General features: G+C 63.6%; 13 protein-coding genes and 1 riboswitch. Of the genes, 9 read left to right on the top strand and 4 right to left on the bottom strand.

The window, feature by feature from the left end; translation table 11 throughout:
• Positions 1-152: 152 nt before the first annotated feature.
• The 3 genes from yciA (at position 153) to IEX85_RS20075 (ending at position 2752) form a co-directional block, all read left to right on the top strand.
• A complete protein-coding gene (yciA, locus tag IEX85_RS20085; RefSeq protein WP_188862413.1) occupies positions 153-557 on the top strand; it encodes an acyl-CoA thioester hydrolase YciA in 405 nt (134 codons plus the stop codon).
• Between the two features lie 143 nt (positions 558-700).
• On the top strand, positions 701-1855 hold the full coding sequence (locus tag IEX85_RS20080) for a D-alanyl-D-alanine carboxypeptidase family protein (protein ID WP_229722027.1): 1155 nt from the start codon (positions 701-703) through the stop codon (positions 1853-1855).
• Between the two features lie 9 nt (positions 1856-1864).
• On the top strand, positions 1865-2752 hold the full coding sequence (locus IEX85_RS20075) for a TraB/GumN family protein (protein ID WP_188862411.1): 888 nt from the start codon (positions 1865-1867) through the stop codon (positions 2750-2752).
• Positions 2753-2800: 48 nt separating this feature from the next.
• Here the strand turns inward: IEX85_RS20075 and IEX85_RS20070 are convergent, their stop codons facing one another.
• From IEX85_RS20070 to IEX85_RS20055, 4 genes are all read right to left on the bottom strand, one after another.
• Positions 2801-3133, bottom strand: coding sequence for a hypothetical protein (locus tag IEX85_RS20070; RefSeq protein WP_188862410.1), 333 nt, complete (start codon positions 3131-3133; stop codon positions 2801-2803).
• Between the two features lie 61 nt (positions 3134-3194).
• A riboswitch (SAM-I-IV-variant riboswitch) is annotated at positions 3195-3301 on the bottom strand.
• 143 nt (positions 3302-3444) lie between these two features.
• Entirely contained in the window at positions 3445-3987 is a 543-nt protein-coding gene (locus tag IEX85_RS20065; protein WP_188862409.1) for a sarcosine oxidase subunit gamma family protein, read from the bottom strand.
• A gap of 20 nt (positions 3988-4007) precedes the next feature.
• Entirely contained in the window at positions 4008-5138 is a 1131-nt protein-coding gene (gene gcvT, locus IEX85_RS20060) for a glycine cleavage system aminomethyltransferase GcvT (protein ID WP_188862408.1), read from the bottom strand.
• A 410-nt stretch (positions 5139-5548) separates the two neighbouring features.
• Positions 5549-6187 carry a helix-turn-helix domain-containing protein gene (locus IEX85_RS20055; protein WP_188862407.1) on the bottom strand — a complete coding sequence of 213 codons (639 nt, stop codon included), beginning with the start codon at positions 6185-6187 and terminating at the stop codon, positions 5549-5551.
• A gap of 397 nt (positions 6188-6584) precedes the next feature.
• On the opposite strand from IEX85_RS20055, the gene IEX85_RS20050 reads away from it, so the two are divergent.
• The 6 genes from IEX85_RS20050 (at position 6585) to IEX85_RS20025 (ending at position 17076) form a co-directional block, all read left to right on the top strand.
• Positions 6585-7973, top strand: coding sequence for an L-serine ammonia-lyase (locus IEX85_RS20050; protein WP_188862406.1), 1389 nt, complete (start codon positions 6585-6587; stop codon positions 7971-7973).
• A gap of 107 nt (positions 7974-8080) precedes the next feature.
• The gene (glyA, locus tag IEX85_RS20045; RefSeq protein WP_188862405.1) at positions 8081-9382 is read left to right on the top strand and encodes a serine hydroxymethyltransferase; all 1302 of its coding nucleotides are present in this window, start codon (positions 8081-8083) and stop codon (positions 9380-9382) included.
• A gap of 75 nt (positions 9383-9457) precedes the next feature.
• Complete coding sequence (gene gcvH / locus IEX85_RS20040) at positions 9458-9850, top strand: glycine cleavage system protein GcvH (protein WP_188862404.1); 393 nt, start codon at positions 9458-9460, stop codon at positions 9848-9850.
• Positions 9851-9971: 121 nt separating this feature from the next.
• Positions 9972-12863 (top strand): aminomethyl-transferring glycine dehydrogenase, encoded by a 2892-nt coding sequence (gene gcvP, locus IEX85_RS20035; RefSeq protein ID WP_188862403.1) that lies wholly within the window; start codon positions 9972-9974, stop codon positions 12861-12863.
• Between the two features lie 395 nt (positions 12864-13258).
• On the top strand, positions 13259-15448 hold the full coding sequence (locus tag IEX85_RS20030) for an OsmC domain/YcaO domain-containing protein (RefSeq protein ID WP_188862402.1): 2190 nt from the start codon (positions 13259-13261) through the stop codon (positions 15446-15448).
• Positions 15449-15912: 464 nt separating this feature from the next.
• A complete protein-coding gene (locus IEX85_RS20025) occupies positions 15913-17076 on the top strand; it encodes a M12 family metallopeptidase (RefSeq protein WP_188862401.1) in 1164 nt (387 codons plus the stop codon).
• The last annotated feature ends 91 nt before the right edge of the window (positions 17077-17167 follow it).

The raw sequence follows: 17167 nt of genomic DNA, 5'->3' as shown, positions 1-17167 counted from the left end.
GAAGGCTGCCGAGCCAAAAGGTGGAAAAAGGGCGCAAATTATATATGTTTTTCGCGCCGTCGTCCATTATAGTCGCTGTTGGCGCCGCTGCACGGTGGGACGAGTTGGTTTCCGGCAGTTATAATTGCGCCAATCGTCAGACGGAGACCGAGATGACCGAGACAGTCGAGAAACCCAGGGGTGAACTGTTGTTGCGTACCCTTGCCATGCCCGGCGACACCAATCCGAACGGTGATATCTTCGGCGGCTGGATCATGTCCCAGATGGACATTGCCGGCGGTATCCGGGCGCAGGAAATCGCCCAGGGGCCGGTGGTGACCATCGCCGTCGACTCGATGAAGTTCATCCGACCGGTCCAGGTCGGCGATGTCGTCTGCTGCTACGGCTCCCGGGTGCGGCTTGGCACCACCTCGGTGACGCTCAGGCTCGAGGTCTGGGTTCGGCCAAGAGGCTGTCACGGTGGTGACAGCGACCCGCGCTTCAAGGTCACGGAGGCGGCCTTCACCTTCGTTGCCATCGACGAGTCGGGCGTCAAGCGCGCGATACCGCGAGACTGAATACTGCCCGTGCTGTCGGTTTGGGCCGTCTTGGCCTATCGTTGTTCTGTATTGACTGTACAACCTTACCGACTGGCGCCATGGTTGCCCGAGCCCCGAAATCCGCATGGCGGTCCGGCGGTTGTGTCCTGCTGATTGTCCTGATGTGCGGACTTCCCGTCGCCGCAGCGCCTGACCTGTCCCCGCCACTGCTGCTGCTGGACGTCGGCAGCGGGCGCGTGCTGCATGCACGCGCGAGCGACCGGCTCTGGTATCCCGCCTCGCTGGCCAAGCTGATGACCCTTTACCTCACCTTTGAGGCGCTGGACGAGGGGCGGCTCAAGCCGGCTCAGCAACTGAAGGTGTCGTCCCATGCCGCGGCCCAGCCCGCGGTCAAGCTGGGGCTTGGCAGCGGATCCCGTATCAGCGTCAGTCAGGCCATAAAGGCGCTGGCGACGATATCGTCTAACGATGTGGCGGTGGTGCTGGCGGAAGCCCTTGCCGACAGCGAAGCGGCGTTCGCCGAGCGGATGACGGCCAAGGCGGCGGCGCTGGGCATGCGCGATACCCGTTTTCGCAATGCTTCCGGTCTGCCGGACAGCGCTCAGGTGACCACGGCAAGGGATATGGCGATTCTGGCGCAGCGACTGTACCGCGACTTTCCCGGCCATACCGATGTGTTCGCCACCCGCTCCTTCGTGTTCAACGGCGCGAGCCACAGCACGCACAATGCCATTCTCGGACAGTATGCCGGTGCAGACGGCCTCAAGACCGGTTTTACCTGCGGCTCCGGCTACAACCTGGTGGCAACGGCAAGACGCGATGGGCGTCGGCTCATCGCGGTGGTGCTCGGCGCCGAAGATCGTAACAGTCGCAACCGGGAGGCGAGGGCGCTGCTCGACCGGGGCTTCGGCGCAACCGGCGGGGCAGGGTCGCCGCTCGACGCGAGGCCCGCGCATGCGACGGGGCCGGCGCCGGTGGTGCTGGGACCCTCGGTGTGCGGCGGTTCGGTGGCCCGTGCCTCGTCAGGGTCGGTCTGGCCGATCAAAAGCTGGGGTGTGCTGCTGGGCATATACGGCAGTCGCGGGGAGGGCAATCGCGCCATCGCCAGGGCGCGCGCCCAGCTCGGCGCCCTGCCGCGCGGTCGCGCGCTGTTGCTTGAGCGTGACATGGAAAGGGGGACGTCCTGGAAGGCGCTGCTGATCGGCTATCGTCCCGACAATGTCGGGAAGGTGTGCCTGCAACTGCGGGCGCGCAATATCGACTGCGTCGCACAGCCGCCTGTGGTGATGAATCTGCCGGGTTACGGCAAGCGCTGAGGAGCGAGTATGAGATCCCCGGGTAAACGGTATCTGAGCGGCCTTTTGGCGGGTCTGCTGACGCTCTCGTCAACGCTGTTGCTGGCCGACGCCTCGATCTGGCGCGTGACGGGCAGCGGCGGCAGTGAACTGTTTCTGGCCGGTACCGTGCACCTGCTCAGGCCTCAGGATCTGCCGTTGCCGGATGCCTATGACATCGCTTACGCGCAGGCCGACGCGCTGGTGTTCGAAACCGACCTGGCGACGCTGATGAATCCGGCCACCCAGCTGTTGCTGGCCCGTTATCTGCAAGCCCCGGACGGGCAGCGGATTTCGGATCGGGTGACGCCCGGCACCTGGGAGGCGTTGAGCGACTTTGCTCGCAGCCGCGGTCTGGCGCCGGAAATGCTCGATATGCTGCGTCCCGGCGGGGTGGTGCTGACGCTGTTGGGCGTCGAAATGGCGCGTCTCGGGGCGACCGAGGAGGGGGTCGACCTGCAGCTGTACCGGCGGGCCGCCGTCGACGAGAAGCCGACCTCCGGGCTTGAGCCGCTGGAGCAGCATCTGGGGTATCTGATCGGTATGGGGGCCGAAGACGCCGATGCTTTTCTGCGCCAGATGATCGAGGAGTTCGAGTCCAGCGAGTCGCTGTTATCGCCGCTGATCGCGGCCTGGAGAGCCGGCGACGAGGCCGAACTCGAGCGTCTGCTGGTGGATGAGCTGCAGGGTTATCCGCCGGTGTACGAGCAGTTGCTGGTGGAGCGCAATGCGCTCTGGTGGCCGACGTTGCAGGCGCTGGTTGCGTCCGGGCCAACCGAGCTGGTCCTGGTCGGCGCGGCGCACCTGGTCGGGCCCGACGGCCTGCTGCAGATGCTGCGCGACGAACAGGGTGTCAGTGTCGAGTTGTTCAGACCATGACCCGTCCGGGCACGACCATGACCGTTCTGCGGCGCCATTCGGTCCCGGTCAGTCGTCCTTGTCCAGCCAGGCCCGGGTGCCGGCGGGGTCGATTCGGGGAAGTTCGCGCCACTGTGCCGCGGCGAAAAGCTCGTCCAGGTCGGTGCTGCACGGGCGCTCGATAAGCACCCACTCGCGCGCGCCGTCATGGCGGCAGTACTCGATGTAGACAAACCAGTGCGGCTGCGCGATGCCGGCCTCGTCCTTGCGTTTGCCGTGGGCCGCCCAGGCGTGAACGGGGCACTGGTGGCGATGGCTGCGCAGGCGCCGGGTCAGGCTCGGCGGGCTGAAATCGCTGAAGGCCGGTTGTTCCGGAAAAGTATGAAAGTGTGCTTCGAACATGTCGTGCTCCTCTGTCTTCGCGTGCCGCGAAGGCTGTCCGTGGAGCTGACGTTTTGACTGCGGATACCTGTTTGATTGTCGGTATCGACCGCATCGCCGCTTGGCGGCAACCACCTTGCCCAGGTTGGCAGGTTGGCGAGGACGTCAGCCCTTCTCGTGATGCATAAAGCGGATTTAATGTACCTTCGAATCTCCGCGTTAGCAAGGCCGGAGTCATGGCGTGGCGCTGGAAACCATCCCGTGACTCTGGCGCATATCGCTTGAACGGGGCATGAACGACAGGCGCCGGCCCGGAGGCCGGCACCTGAGTGTCAGTGGGGTTGAAGCCAGCGCTGCAACAGCTCGGCGCCGGCCCGCCTGACCAGCAGCTGGTAGTGTTCGTCGCCGCCGGGCACGATTACCGGGTGGCTGGCGCTGCTGCCGACCGGCAGGGCGCCCGCGGTGCTTTGCCAGAGCTGGAAGCTGTCCGGCAGCTCGCTCAGCCAGGCATCGGACAGCTGCAGCTTTTCCCCGTCTTCGCGAACGGCGTCGGGCAAGAGCCGGGCGGACAGCCGCTCGGCCGCCGCTCGCTCGTCGCCCGGTGTCGGCAGCAGCAGCCAATGCCGGTTGTCGAGCCAAAGCAGGGTCAGGTCGGCGCAGTGGGCGATGGCCTGAACCCGCAGCGGCTGATCGATCATCAGCAGTTCTCCCAGCGCAATCAGCAACGCCTCGTCGGCGTCGACCTCCAGCGCCAGCTCGCTGACCAGAGGCTGCTCGGACAGCTCCAGGCGCATGCCGGAGTCCGTCAGGCGGCGTCTGAGTTCGAGGTGGACCAGCGGGTTGGTGCTGCCGGGGGTCGCAAAAGCAGTCTGCATGGGCCCTGTCTCCCCTGAACTCAGCCGCGGTAGTAGCGCTGCTCGACGAACGGCATCCTGCTGACGGTCATCGGCAGTTTCTTGCCGCGGACTTCGGCGTAAACGACGGTCTCCAGCGGACTGAACGCCGTTGCGACGTAACCCATGGCGATGGAGGCACTGGCGCTCGGTCCGAAGGTGCCGGAGGTGACGCGGCCGATGTTGTTGCCATCGGCGTCGAACAGTTCGGTGCCCTCGCGCACCGGTGCCCGTCCCTCGCCGATCAGACCGACGCGCTTGCGGGCGCAGTCCTTGCTGGCGATCTGGCCGAGCACGATCTCGGCGCCCGGGAAGCCGCCTGCACGGGCGCCGTCGGCGCGACGGGACTTGGAGATCGCCCAGATCAGGCTGGCTTCGATCGGGGTGGTGGTGGTGTCGATGTCGTGCCCGTACAGACACAGGCCAGATTCCAGGCGCAGGGAGTCGCGGGCGCCAAGGCCGATGGCTTCGACTTCGGGCTGGTCCAGCATCAGGCGGGTCAGGCGCACGGCGTCGCTGCTCGGGATGGAAATTTCGAAGCCGTCTTCGCCGGTGTAGCCGGAGCGGCTGACGAAGCAGTCCACGCCGTCGATCTTCATGCGACGCGAGTCCATGAACACCATCTCGGCGACTTCGGGAGCCAGGCGGCTCAGGGCTTCGGCGGCTTTGGGGCCCTGCAGCGCGACCAGAGCGCGATCATTCAGCTCCGTCAGTTCGACGCCATCGGTCAGATGGGCGCGCATGTGGGCGATATCCTGAGCCTTGCAGGCAGCGTTGACGACAACATAGAGGCAGTCGCCGTAGTTGGTGACCATCAGATCGTCGAGAATACCGCCTTCATTATTGGTAAAGAGGGCATAACGCTGTTTGCCGGCAGGCAGGTCGATGATATCGACGGGTACCAGGGACTCCAGCATGGCAGCCGCGCCTTCGCCCGTCAGCAGCACCTGACCCATGTGAGACACGTCGAACAGGCCAGCCTGTTCGCGGGTCTGGAGATGCTCTTTCTTGACGCCAAGCGGGTACTGTACCGGCATCTCGTAGCCCGCGAAGGGGACCATCTTGGCACCCAGTTCCAGGTGAAGATCATAGAGCGGGGTTTTCAGCAGGTCGCCGGTCTGTTGTTCTGCCATGGAATGCCTCCGTTGAGTCTTAGTCGGTCCGCGTCGCCAACCGCAAGGCCGTTGCCTCAGTGGTGGTGACGTTTCGGTGGATCAAGTTTCCAATAGGAAACGAAAGTAGCGGAACGTATCCGTGATTGCAATATAAAAATAGACCTTCGGTGTCGCAGCGGGGCAGCAGAGTGTCGCATCAGAGGATGGGTAGAGCGATGCAGTGGCATATCCGATCCGGATGGCACTGGGTTTGGGCGTCGCGAAACCGTCAGGGACGGTGGAAATGCCGGACGCGGCCGGCCTTAAAATGCAGGAGCGCTTTCCAGGGAACCCGTCAAATCGAGCGCATTACAGAGCGACTGGTGTCGGGATTGCACTCGGTGGAGACGTGGAAAGCGGTAACACGCTTAACGCGTCACCGATCTTTCTCAGGCGGTCACCCAAAGAATCACCGCGTCCTCTTCGCTGGTGGACACCAGTGCGTGTCCCATCTCGCAGTCGTAGTAGGCGCTGTCGCCCTCATGGAGTTCGATGGGCTCGTAGAATTCGGTGTAGAAGCGGATGCTTCCCGAAATCACGTAGAGTAGCTCTTCGCCATTATGGCGGACCCAGTCGCCGTACTCGTCGAAGCTGCGGGCCCGCACCGTGGTACGGTACGGAATCATCCGCTTGTTGGTGAGCTGGTCGGCCAGCATTTCGTGTTCGTAGGTCGGCGTCGGGTGGGGCTTGCCTTCACCGCTGCGCGTGATGTCCCGGCGCCCGCCGCTGCTGCGGCTCTGTCTTGGCTGGGTGAACAGCTGGGGTATGTCGATGCCCAGTCCCTGGACGAGCTTCTGGACGGCGGTGAAGGTCGGCGAGATCTGCTCGTTCTCGATCTTGGAAAGCGTGGAGCGTGCAAGTCCCGTGCGCTTGCTGGCTTCTTCCAGTGTCAGGTTCTGACTCAGACGGATTTCCCGAACGCGCTTGCCCAGCTGCAGCGGTTCGACCGTGGCCTCACGCGAGTCGCCTCGGCTAATCTCGATTTCCTGGTGTTCCCGTCTTTGCAGGAAGCGGGGTTGATCGGGCATGGCTGAACTCCTGGATTCCGCTTCGTGGCGACAGGCCGGCCGGGGGGGCGCGGTGTCGCGTTGTGCCAGGATTTTGATGATCCGGCGATTCGTTTTTCCCCGATACTACACAACGCCCGTATTGATGGAAAGAAAGGCGCCTGCCCGCGGGTTGGGCGCCGGATCGTGAATGTAAGTTTCCAATAGGAAATTTTGTGTTGAAACGTGGAAACTCTGTTGCTAGTCTTGCAGCAGTCAACGGGGATGCCGAAAACGCGCTACGTTTTTAGTGACGCGTCCGGTAACGCGAATAGCGTTTTTCCGAAGGCGTGTCGTGCTGTGTGTCCTGCGGCTGCGGTCATCTCTGAATGGCTCTTACGGCTGCACTGTGCTGCGGTTTGCGGATGGGAGGCGATTCATGTCACTAAGCATTTTCGATCTGTTCAAGATAGGTGTGGGGCCGTCTTCATCGCACACCGTCGGCCCCATGGTCGCCGCCAACCGCTTTATCGAAGAGCTCAGGCAGAGCGATGCCCTGGAGCGCGTTCAGGGCGTGCGGATCAGCCTGTACGGCTCCCTGGCGATGACCGGCAAGGGGCACGCCACCGATACCGCGGTGCTGGTCGGTCTGCTCGGCGAGAAGCCGGACAGCGTCGATGCCGCCCTGATTCCGGAGTACGTCAGCCGGATTCGTGACAGCGGTGCATTGTTGCTTGGTGGCGAGCGGGAGATCGCCTTCGTCGAGAGCGCGCATCTGAAATTCCATTTCGGCGAGTCGCTTCCCAAACACCCCAACGGCATGCGCCTCGACGCGCTCGACGACGCCGGTCTCATCTTTTACAGCAATGTCTATTATTCCGTCGGTGGCGGCTTCGTGCTCAGCGATGCCGAAGCGGACGAGCAGGGCCGTGGCGCACCGGACACCGAAGGCCCGGTTCAGCCCTATCCGTTTCGCAACGCCGTCGAATTGCTGGCGCGCGCCAGAGAGGCGGGGCTGAGCATCGCCGAGCTGGTGCTGGAGAACGAGCGTATCCGGCACTCCGACGAGGAGATCCACCAGGGGTTGCTGAATATCTGGAAGGTGATGGACGACTGCATTCGTCAGGGTTGCGAGCATCAGGGCGAGCTGCCGGGCGGTCTGCACGTCAAGCGGCGTGCGCACCTGCTGTGGCAGGACCTGGTCAAGCATCCCGAGCGCAGTCTGCAGGACCATCTGACGGTGATGGACTGGATCAATCTGTACGCCATGGCGGTGAACGAGGAGAATGCCGCCGGCGGTCGCGTGGTCACCGCGCCGACCAACGGTGCCGCCGGCGTGATTCCGGCGGTGCTGGCCTACTACGATCGCTTTATACCCGGCAGCAATATCGAGGGCGTCAAGACGTTTCTGATCACCGCCGCGGCAATTGGCATGCTGTACAAGCAGAACGCTTCGATATCCGCTGCCGAAGTCGGCTGCCAGGGCGAGATAGGCGTTGCCTGCTCGATGGCGGCGGGGGCACTGTGCGCGGTGCTCGGCGGCACCATCGAGCAGGTCGAGAATGCCGCCGAAATCGGCATGGAGCATAACCTGGGTCTGACCTGCGACCCGATCGGCGGGCTGGTGCAGGTGCCCTGCATCGAGCGCAACACCATGGGCGCGGTCAAGGCGATCAATGCCGCGCGGCTGGCGCTGCGCGGCACCGGGGAGCACCACGTCTCCCTCGACAGCGTGATCGAAACCATGCGCCAGACCGGACTCGACATGCAGGACAAGTACAAGGAAACCTCGACCGGCGGTCTGGCGGTCAACGTGGTGGCCTGCTGAGTATATTGTGAACAGGTGGCGTCGCGGGCGACGGTTGTTGTCCGCACGTCATGGTCTCCGGCCCCGGCGGCCGGGTGGGTATCACCGAAGCGAGAGAATATCGAGCCATGAGCAAGCAAGACCTCTACCGTGATGCTGCAAGCGCGGCCTTCTTCACCCGCGACCTGAAAGACGCGGACAGCGCGCTGCAGGCGGCGGTTGACGAGGAGTTCAGCCGCCAGGACAACCAGATCGAGCTGATCGCCTCCGAGAACATCGTCTCGAAAGCGGTGATGCAGGCGCAGGGCACAGTACTCACCAACAAGTACGCCGAAGGTTACCCGGGACGCCGCTACTACGGCGGTTGCGAGTACGTCGACAAGGCCGAGGCGCTGGCCATCGAGCGCGCCCGGGAGCTGTTCGGCTGCGATTACGTCAACGTGCAGCCGCACTCCGGCGCCCAGGCCAATGGCGCCGTGATGCTGGCGCTGCTGCAGCCGGGCGACACCATCCTCGGCATGTCGCTGGACGCCGGCGGCCACCTGACCCACGGTGCGCGTCCGGCGCTGTCCGGTAAATGGTTCAACGCGGTGCAGTACGGCGTGTCGCCGGATACCCAGCGTATCGACTACGATGCCGTCGAAAAGCTGGCGCTAGAGCACAAGCCGAAGCTGATCATCGCCGGTGGTTCGGCAATTCCGCGTCAGCTGGATTTCGCGCGTTTTCGCACCATCGCCGACAAGGTCGGCGCCTACCTGATGGTGGACATGGCGCACATCGCGGGCCTGGTGGCTACCGGCCAGCATCCCGATCCGCTGCCCCACGCCCACGTGGTGACCACCACCACCCACAAGACCCTGCGCGGTCCCCGTGGCGGCATGATCCTCTCGAACGACGCCGAGATCGGCAAGAAGATCAACTCGGCGGTGTTCCCGGGCCTGCAGGGCGGGCCGCTGATGCACGTGATCGCCGCCAAGGCGGTGGCGTTCGGCGAGGCGCTGCAGCCGGAATTCAAGGCCTACATCGAGCGAGTGGTCGACAATGCCCGCGTGCTGGCCGAAGTGATGGTCGAGCGTGGCTGCGACATCGTCACCGGCGGCACCGATACCCACCTGATGCTGGTGGACCTGCGTCCCAAGGGGCTCAAGGGCAATCAGGTCGAGGAGGCGCTGGAGCGGGCCGGTATTACCTGCAACAAGAACGGCATTCCGTTCGATCCGGAGAAGCCGATGGTCACCTCCGGCATCCGCCTTGGCACCCCGGCCGGCACCACCCGCGGTTTTGGCGCCGACGAGTTCCGCCAGATCGGCAACCTGATCAACGACGTCCTCGATGGACTGGTCGAGCGGCCTGAGGGCAACCCGGACGTCGAGGCCCGGGTGCGCGCCGACGTCGAGGCGCTGTGCCAGCGTTTCCCGCTCTACCGTTAACAGAAGTGATTCCGTTTGCGGGGCCGCCAGCGCGGCTCCGCTCGTCCCCCTTGTTTGTCTGAAGGATTTTTTGATATGAGCAACGTTCCGTCCAGCCTGAAATATACTGCATCTCACGAGTGGGTACTGGATAATGGCGATGGCACCGTGACCGTCGGTATCACCGACCACGCCCAGGAACTGCTCGGCGACGTGGTATTCGTCGAGTTGCCGGAAGTGGGTCGTGAAGTGGCCCGGGGCGAGGAGTTCTCGCTGGTCGAGTCGGTCAAGGCCGCATCCGATATCTACGCCCCCGTTTCCGGCGAAGTCGTCGCCGTTAACGAATCGCTCGAAGACGCCCCGGAGACCCTTAACGAGTCGGCCTTCGAGGATGGCTGGATTGCGAAACTGAAACTCAGCGATGCGTCGGAGCTCGACGCACTGCTGGCAGCGGATGCCTACGAGGCCACGGTTGCGGAGGAAGGCTGATCCTACTGTCCCCGGATCGGTTTTCCCGCAAAACGCGGGGGGCTGAGGCGCCCCGCACTTACTGAACCCGTTGCCGGCCGCGTCTCCTGCGCGGACGGCACAGAGCACACAGGTTAGCGTAATGGCTGTTGAACCCCGTACTTTGACTGAACTCGAACAGCGCACGGATTTCACCCGTCGTCATATTGGTCCCGATGCGGCCGAGCAGCAGGCAATGCTGGAGGCGCTGGGAGTGGCGTCGGTGGAGGAGCTGATCCGCCAGACCGTGCCGGACAGCATCCGTCTGGACGATGCCCTGGATATGGCCGATGGTGAAACCGAGGTTCAGGCTCTGTCCTACCTCCACGCGCTGGCGAAGCAGAACCGGGTCAACAAGTCGTATATCGGCATGGGTTACCACAACACCCTGGTGCCGAACGTCATCCTGCGCAACGTACTCGAAAATCCGGCCTGGTACACCGCCTACACCCCGTATCAGCCGGAGATCGCCCAGGGCCGTCTCGAGGCGCTGCTGAACTACCAGCAGCTGGTGATGGACCTGACCGGCATGGACCTGGCCAACGCCTCCCTGCTCGACGAAGCCACCGCGGCGGCCGAGGCCATGACGCTGTGCAAACGCTCCAACCGCAAGAAGTGCAATACCTACTTCGTCGCCGATGACGTCCATCCGCAGACCATCGACGTGATCAAGACCCGCGCCGAATACTTCGGATACGACGTCGTCGTTGCAAGCCCGGCGGAACTCGACCAGCACGATGTCTTCGGTGTGCAGCTGCAGTACCCGGGCACCTACGGCGATATCACCGACATCAAGTCGGTCATCGATGCCGCCAAGGGCCAGCAGGCGATGGTGGCGGTGGCCGCCGATCCGATGGCGCTGGTGCTTCTGAAGTCCCCGGGTGAGCTGGGTGCCGACGTGGTACTGGGTTCCGCGCAGCGTTTCGGCGTGCCGATGGGCTTCGGCGGCCCGCACGCGGCCTTCTTCGCCGCCAGCGACAAGCTCAAGCGCTCGGTCCCGGGTCGTATCATCGGCGTGTCCGTCGACGTCCGCGGCAACCAGGCACTGCGCATGGCGATGCAGACCCGCGAGCAGCACATTCGCCGCGAGAAGGCGACCTCCAACATCTGTACCGCCCAGGCGCTGCTGGCGAACATGGCCAGCTTCTATGCCGTTTACCACGGTCCGGAAGGTCTCAAGACCATCGCCGAGCGCATTCATCGTCTGACCGCCATCCTGGCCAGGGGTCTGGCAGACAAGGGCTTTGCGCCCAACGCGACCTATTTCGATACCCTGACGCTGGCCGTCGGCGAGCAGCAGGGCGCCATCTATCAGCGCGCGCTGGATGCCGGCTGCAACCTGCGCCTGGTCGGTGACGACCGCATCGGTGTCAGCCTCGACGAAACCAGCACCGCGGCCGACGTCGCCGAACTGTTCGATATCATTCTGGGCGAAGGACACGGCCTCGACGTTGCCGCGATCGACGCCCGCATCGTCGCTGGCGACGCCACCGGCATCAGCGCGGACATGCGTCGCGAAGACGCCATCCTGACGCACCCGACCTTCAACAGCTACCACAGCGAAACCGAGATGCTGCGCTACATGAAGCAGCTCGAGAACAAGGACTACTCGCTGGTACACGGCATGATCCCGCTGGGCTCCTGCACCATGAAGCTCAACGCCACCGCCGAGATGATCCCGATCACCTGGCCGGAGTTCGCCAACATTCACCCGTTCGCGCCGGCCGACCAGACCGCAGGCTACCGCCGGATGATCGACGAACTGGAGCAGATGCTGGTCGAGATCACCGGTTACGATAACGTTTCCATGCAGCCGAACTCGGGCGCCCAGGGCGAGTACGCGGGCCTGCTGGCGATCCGCAAGTACCAGGAGTCGATCGGCGAGGGCGAGCGCAATATCTGCCTGATCCCGTCGTCCGCCCACGGCACCAACCCGGCGTCCGCGGCGATGATGGGCATGAAGGTGGTGATCGTCGAGTGCGATGCCAACGGCAACGTCGACGTCGCCGACCTGCGCGCCAAGGCCGAGCAGCACAGCGACGATCTCAGCTGCCTGATGATCACCTACCCGTCGACCCACGGCGTGTTCGAGCAGGAGATCGTCGAGATCTGCGATATCGTGCACCGGCACGGCGGGCAGGTGTACATGGACGGCGCCAACATGAACGCCCAGGTGGGGCTGTCCAAGCCCGGCCTGATCGGCTCCGACGTATCGCACCTGAACCTGCACAAGACCTTCGCCATCCCGCACGGCGGCGGCGGTCCGGGCATGGGGCCGATCGGCGTCAAGAGCCATCTGGCGCCCTTCCTGCCGGGCCACCAGGTCAGCGCGGTACCGGGCCTTGAGAACCAGAACGGCGCCGTTTCGGCCGCGCCTTTCGGCTCCGGCGCGATCCTGCCGATCAGCTACCTGTACGTGCGCATGCTCGGCAAGTCGGGCCTGAAGCAATCGACCCAGATCGCGATTCTCGGCGCCAACTATCTGGCCGAGAAGCTGGGCGAGCACTACCCGATCCTGTACCGCGGCCGCAACGACCGCGTTGCGCACGAGTGCATCGTCGATATCCGCCCGATCAAGGAGGCGTCCGGCGTCACCGAAGAGGATATCGCCAAGCGTCTGATGGACTACGGCTTCCACGCACCGACCATGTCGTTCCCGGTGGCCGGCACCCTGATGATCGAGCCGACCGAGTCCGAGTCCAAGGCCGAGCTGGATCGTTTCATCGAGGCGATGGTGCAGATCCGCGCCGAGATCGCCCGCGTCCAGGCCGGCGAGTGGAGTGCGGACAACAACCCGCTGCACCACGCCCCGCACACTCAGGCGGACCTGGTCGGCGAGTGGGATCGTCCGTACGGCCGCGACGAGGCGGTGTTCCCGACCGAAGCGACCCGTCGCGCCAAGTTCTGGCCTGCGGCCAACCGTATCGACAATGTCTACGGTGACCGTAACTTTATCTGCTCCTGCCCGTCGGTCGACGCCTACCGCGAAGACTGAGGCCGCAGACCTCCGGGCGGTCCCTGCGGGCCGCCCGTCTCCCTTTCGCTGCGCTCATCGGCAGGACCTTGGCGGGTGTAACCGGCCGCTGGGTGTTGGCGAAAGTTCCCCTGCCGTCAGGTATATGACGGTGCGTTACCTTTGCCGCTGTAACGGGCGGCGCTTGCATTTCAAGGCGTCTTCGGGCGCCTTTTCTTTTGCTTCCTGGCGGGCCCCATCCGCTGGATCCGCGATGCGGTATAACCCGTCGGCGCCTTCCGTGCCCGAATACCGAATCCGGTTGACGGGGAGGACAATTGCGCGCGGATACCCAAGACTATTGGCGGCAAAAACTGGATAATGGCGCCCATTCGAGGCCCAGGCGCGCCGCAACCCACCTATCCGGTACAGGTTCAATGGAAATCAAGGTCAACTTTCTCGAAAATCTCAGACTTGAAGCCAAGTTTGACGATTTTACCGTCGTTACCGATCAGCCGATTCGTTACAAGGGCGACGGGTCGGCGCCGAGTCCCTTCGACTATTTCCTGGCGTCGTCCGCGCTCTGCGCGGCCTATTTCGTGCGGGTGTACTGTCTGGCGCGCGATATTCCCACCGACAATATCCGCCTGTCGCAGAACAATATCGTCGACCCGGAAAACCGCTACAACCAGATCTTCCGCATTCAGGTCGAGCTGCCCGAGAACATATCGGACAAGGACCGGGAAGGCATCCTGCGCTCGATCGAGCGCTGCACGGTCAAGAAGGTGGTGCAGACGGGCCCCGGCTTCGAGATCGAAACCGTCGAAAATCTCGACGAGGACGCCCAGGCGCTGCTGATGGCGGCGCCGTCCGATGACAGCGCCACCTACATCACCGGCAAGGACCTGCCGCTGGAGCAGACCATCGCCAACATGACCGGCATCCTGGCGCAGCTTGGCATGAAGATCGAGATCGCCTCCTGGCGCAATATCGTGCCCCATGTCTGGTCTCTGCACATCCGCGACGCGGCCTCGCCGATGTGCTTCACCAACGGCAAGGGCGCCAGCAAGGAAAGCGCGCTCTGCTCGGCGCTCGGGGAGTTCATCGAACGCCTGAGCTGCAACTTCTTCTACAACGACCAGTTCTTCGGCGACGAGATCGCCAACAGCGCCTTCGTGCACTACCCGGACGAAAAGTGGTTCCTGCCCGGCCCCGGTGACGAGCTGCCCGAGGGGATTCTCGACGACCACTGCCTCGCCATCTACAACCCGGACGGCGAGCTTGGCGGCTCCAACCTGATCGATACCAACTCCGGTAACGAAAGCCGCGGCATCTGTTCGCTGCCCTTCGTGCGCCAGTCCGACGGCGAGACGGTCTATTTTCCGTCGAACCTGATCGAGAACCTGTTTCTCAGCAATGGCATGAGCGCCGGCAACACCCTGTGCGAGGCGCAGGTGCAGTGTCTGTCGGAAATCTTCGAGCGGGCGGTCAAGAAGCAGGTCATCGAAGAAGAACTCGCGCTGCCGGACGTGCCGCTGAGCGTGCTGGAGCAGTATCCCGATATTCTCGAAGGCGTGCGTGCGCTGGAAGCCCAGGGCTTTCCGGTGCTGGTCAAGGACGCCTCCCTGGGCGGCCGTTTTCCGGTGGCCTGCGTCACCCTGATGAACCCGAGGACCGGTGGCGTTTTCGCCTCTTTCGGTGCCCATCCGTGCCTGCACGTGGCGCTCGAGCGCAGCCTCACCGAACTGCTGCAGGGGCGCAGTCTGGAAGGTCTCAACGATGTGCCGCCGCCGACCTTCAACGGCCTTGCCGTTTCCGAGCCAAACAACTTCGTCGAGCACTTCATCGACTCGACCGGCGTGGTGTCCTGGCGCTTTTTCAGCGCCAAGCAGGACTTCGACTTCGTCGAGTGGGATTTCTCGGGCAGCAACCAGGAGGAGGCCGCCTGCCTGTTCGGCATTCTCGCCGATCTGGGCAAGGAGTCATACATGGCGGTCTACGAAGATCTGGGCGCGCCGGTCTGCCGGATTCTGGTACCGGGCTATTCCGAAGTCTATCCGGTCGATGACCTGGTCTGGGACAACACCAACAAGGCGCTCGATTACCGGGAAGACATTCTCAATATCCATGCCCTGGACGACGACCGGCTGGCCGATCTTCTGGAGCGGCTGGAAGAGAGCCAGCTCGACGACTACATGGATATCATCACCCTGATCGGAATCGAGTTCGACGAGAACACCGTCTGGGGCCAGCTCAATATCCTCGAGCTCAAGCTGCTGATCAATCTGGCGCTGCAGCAGCACGAAGAGGCGCTGGAGCGGGTCGAGGCGTTCCTGCAGTACAACGACAATACCGTCGAGCGTCAGCTGTTCTACCGCGCGGTGAACGCGGTGCTGGAAATCGCTCTGGACGACGAACTGGAGCTGGACGACTACAGCGCCAACCTGCGACGCATGTTCGGCGACGAGACCCTGGACGCCGTGGTGGGCTCGGTCGACGGCCGCGTTCGCTTCCACGGTCTGACGCCGACCAGCATGAAGCTGGAGGGGCTCGACAAGCACCTGCGCCTGATCGACAGCTACAAGAAACTGCACGCCGCCCGCGCCGCGAGGGCCGGGCTGAACTGACCGAACAGGGACCGGGACGGGCGCGGCCGCCGCCCCCCGGTCCTGTCTTTCGCGCGACAGAGCTCAAGGTGTCGCCAATACCCGCCGCGTTTTCGCTTTTTATTGCCGCTTTAAATCCCACTAGAAGAACACTGTCTACTCGCCGGCCACCAGGCCCGCTGTCGTTACCTACTGTTAAAAAAGGTTCTTCGCAGGTTAGCGTGAAACCACGGGCCAAAAGTAGGATGGTTGGAGCGACGCCCTGGCCGCATCAGTGACGGAACCGGCGTACCGATGCGTCGCTCACAACCATCCTGTGATTTAGTTTTTTCCGGCAACTACGCGATGAGCCTCGAAAAGGCGGCGATCTGCGCCGGTGCCGGTGCACTCGCCTCAACAGATAGCCGTTCGGTGGCGGCGCCAACCGCAAACACAGATCCGCTTTCGAGCTGCCATCGGAGGGCATTGGCCAGGAGGCTAAGGTCATGGCTGACACCAACAAATCGATTGCCAGTCGTCTGGATGAGCTGGCACAGCGCATCGACAGTCTCGAGAACCGCGTTGGCAACAAAGCAACGGGCTCGGGCGGGGGCAGGGAAGAGGGCGGCGAGGTACAACGCTTCTGCGCCATGCCGTCGGTGCCGGAGCGCGTTTTCGGCGCAGAGGTATCGCCGCACCGCGCCCGCCTTATACGCTGGATCGACAAAAAGTGGGTCAACGGCACGCGGCTGCACTATTACTTCTTCGATTCCGGCCGCTATGCCGGCGGCGCCGATCAGCAGGATATGGTGCGCGAGGGTTTCGACGTCTGGCGCAATGTCGGTATAGGCCTCGAGTTCGAGGAGGTCTCGAGTATCGACGATGCCGAAATTCGCATCGGCTTTCTCGCCGGGGACGGCGCCTGGTCCTATGTCGGGCGCGACGTTCTCGACATTCCGGGGCAGCGCGAGCGCACCATGAATTTCGGCTGGGATCTGACCCGGGATCCGCGCGGTGTCGATACGCCGGTGCATGAAATCGGGCACACCCTGGGCTTTCCCCACGAGCATCAGAACCCTTTCGCCGGCATCGTCTGGGACGAGGAGGCGGTATACGACTTCTTCGGCGGCGAGCCCAACAACTGGCCGCGCGAAACCACCTTCCACAACGTTCTGCGCAAGCTGCCGGAAAACGAGGTCGAGGGTTCGGAATGGGATCCGGATTCGGTGATGCACTATGGCTTTCCGGCCGGGCTGATCGAGCGGCCCGAGCAGTACCGCGCCGGGCTCAGGCCGGCGCTCGGGCTGTCGGAAAAGGATGTCAGCCAGGCGCGCTTCTTCTATCCGCCGCAGGACGACGACCGCAACCCGCGGCTGGAACCCTTCCGGCTGGAAATGCTGTCGCTGAACCCGGGGGAGCAGAAAAACTACGTTATCGAGCCCCGCGCCACCGGCCGATATCATATTCAGACCTTCGGTCAGTCCGACACCCTTATGGTGCTGTTCGAGGAGGTCGGCAGTGACCTGCGGTATGTCACGGCGGACGACGACAGCGGCACTGGCCTGAACTCCCGTATCGATGTGCGGTTGCAGCGCGGACGCCGTTACGTGCTGCGTGTACGGCTCTATCTCAACTGGGCCAGTGGCGATACGGCGCTGCTGCTCTGGTAGCCGGCGAGCCGTCGGGGAAGGGGATTGGGCGACCGGTTGCCTTGTCGGGGGTTGATCGCAGGGTATAAGCTTTCGGTGCAGTTTCTGGAGG

The organism is Marinobacterium nitratireducens (genome assembly GCF_014645375.1).
Taxonomy (GTDB): Bacteria; Pseudomonadota; Gammaproteobacteria; order Pseudomonadales; family Balneatricaceae; genus Marinobacterium_A; species Marinobacterium_A nitratireducens.
Note: the sequence above shows the minus strand (reverse complement) of the source record. Positions and strands in the feature narration are given on the sequence as shown.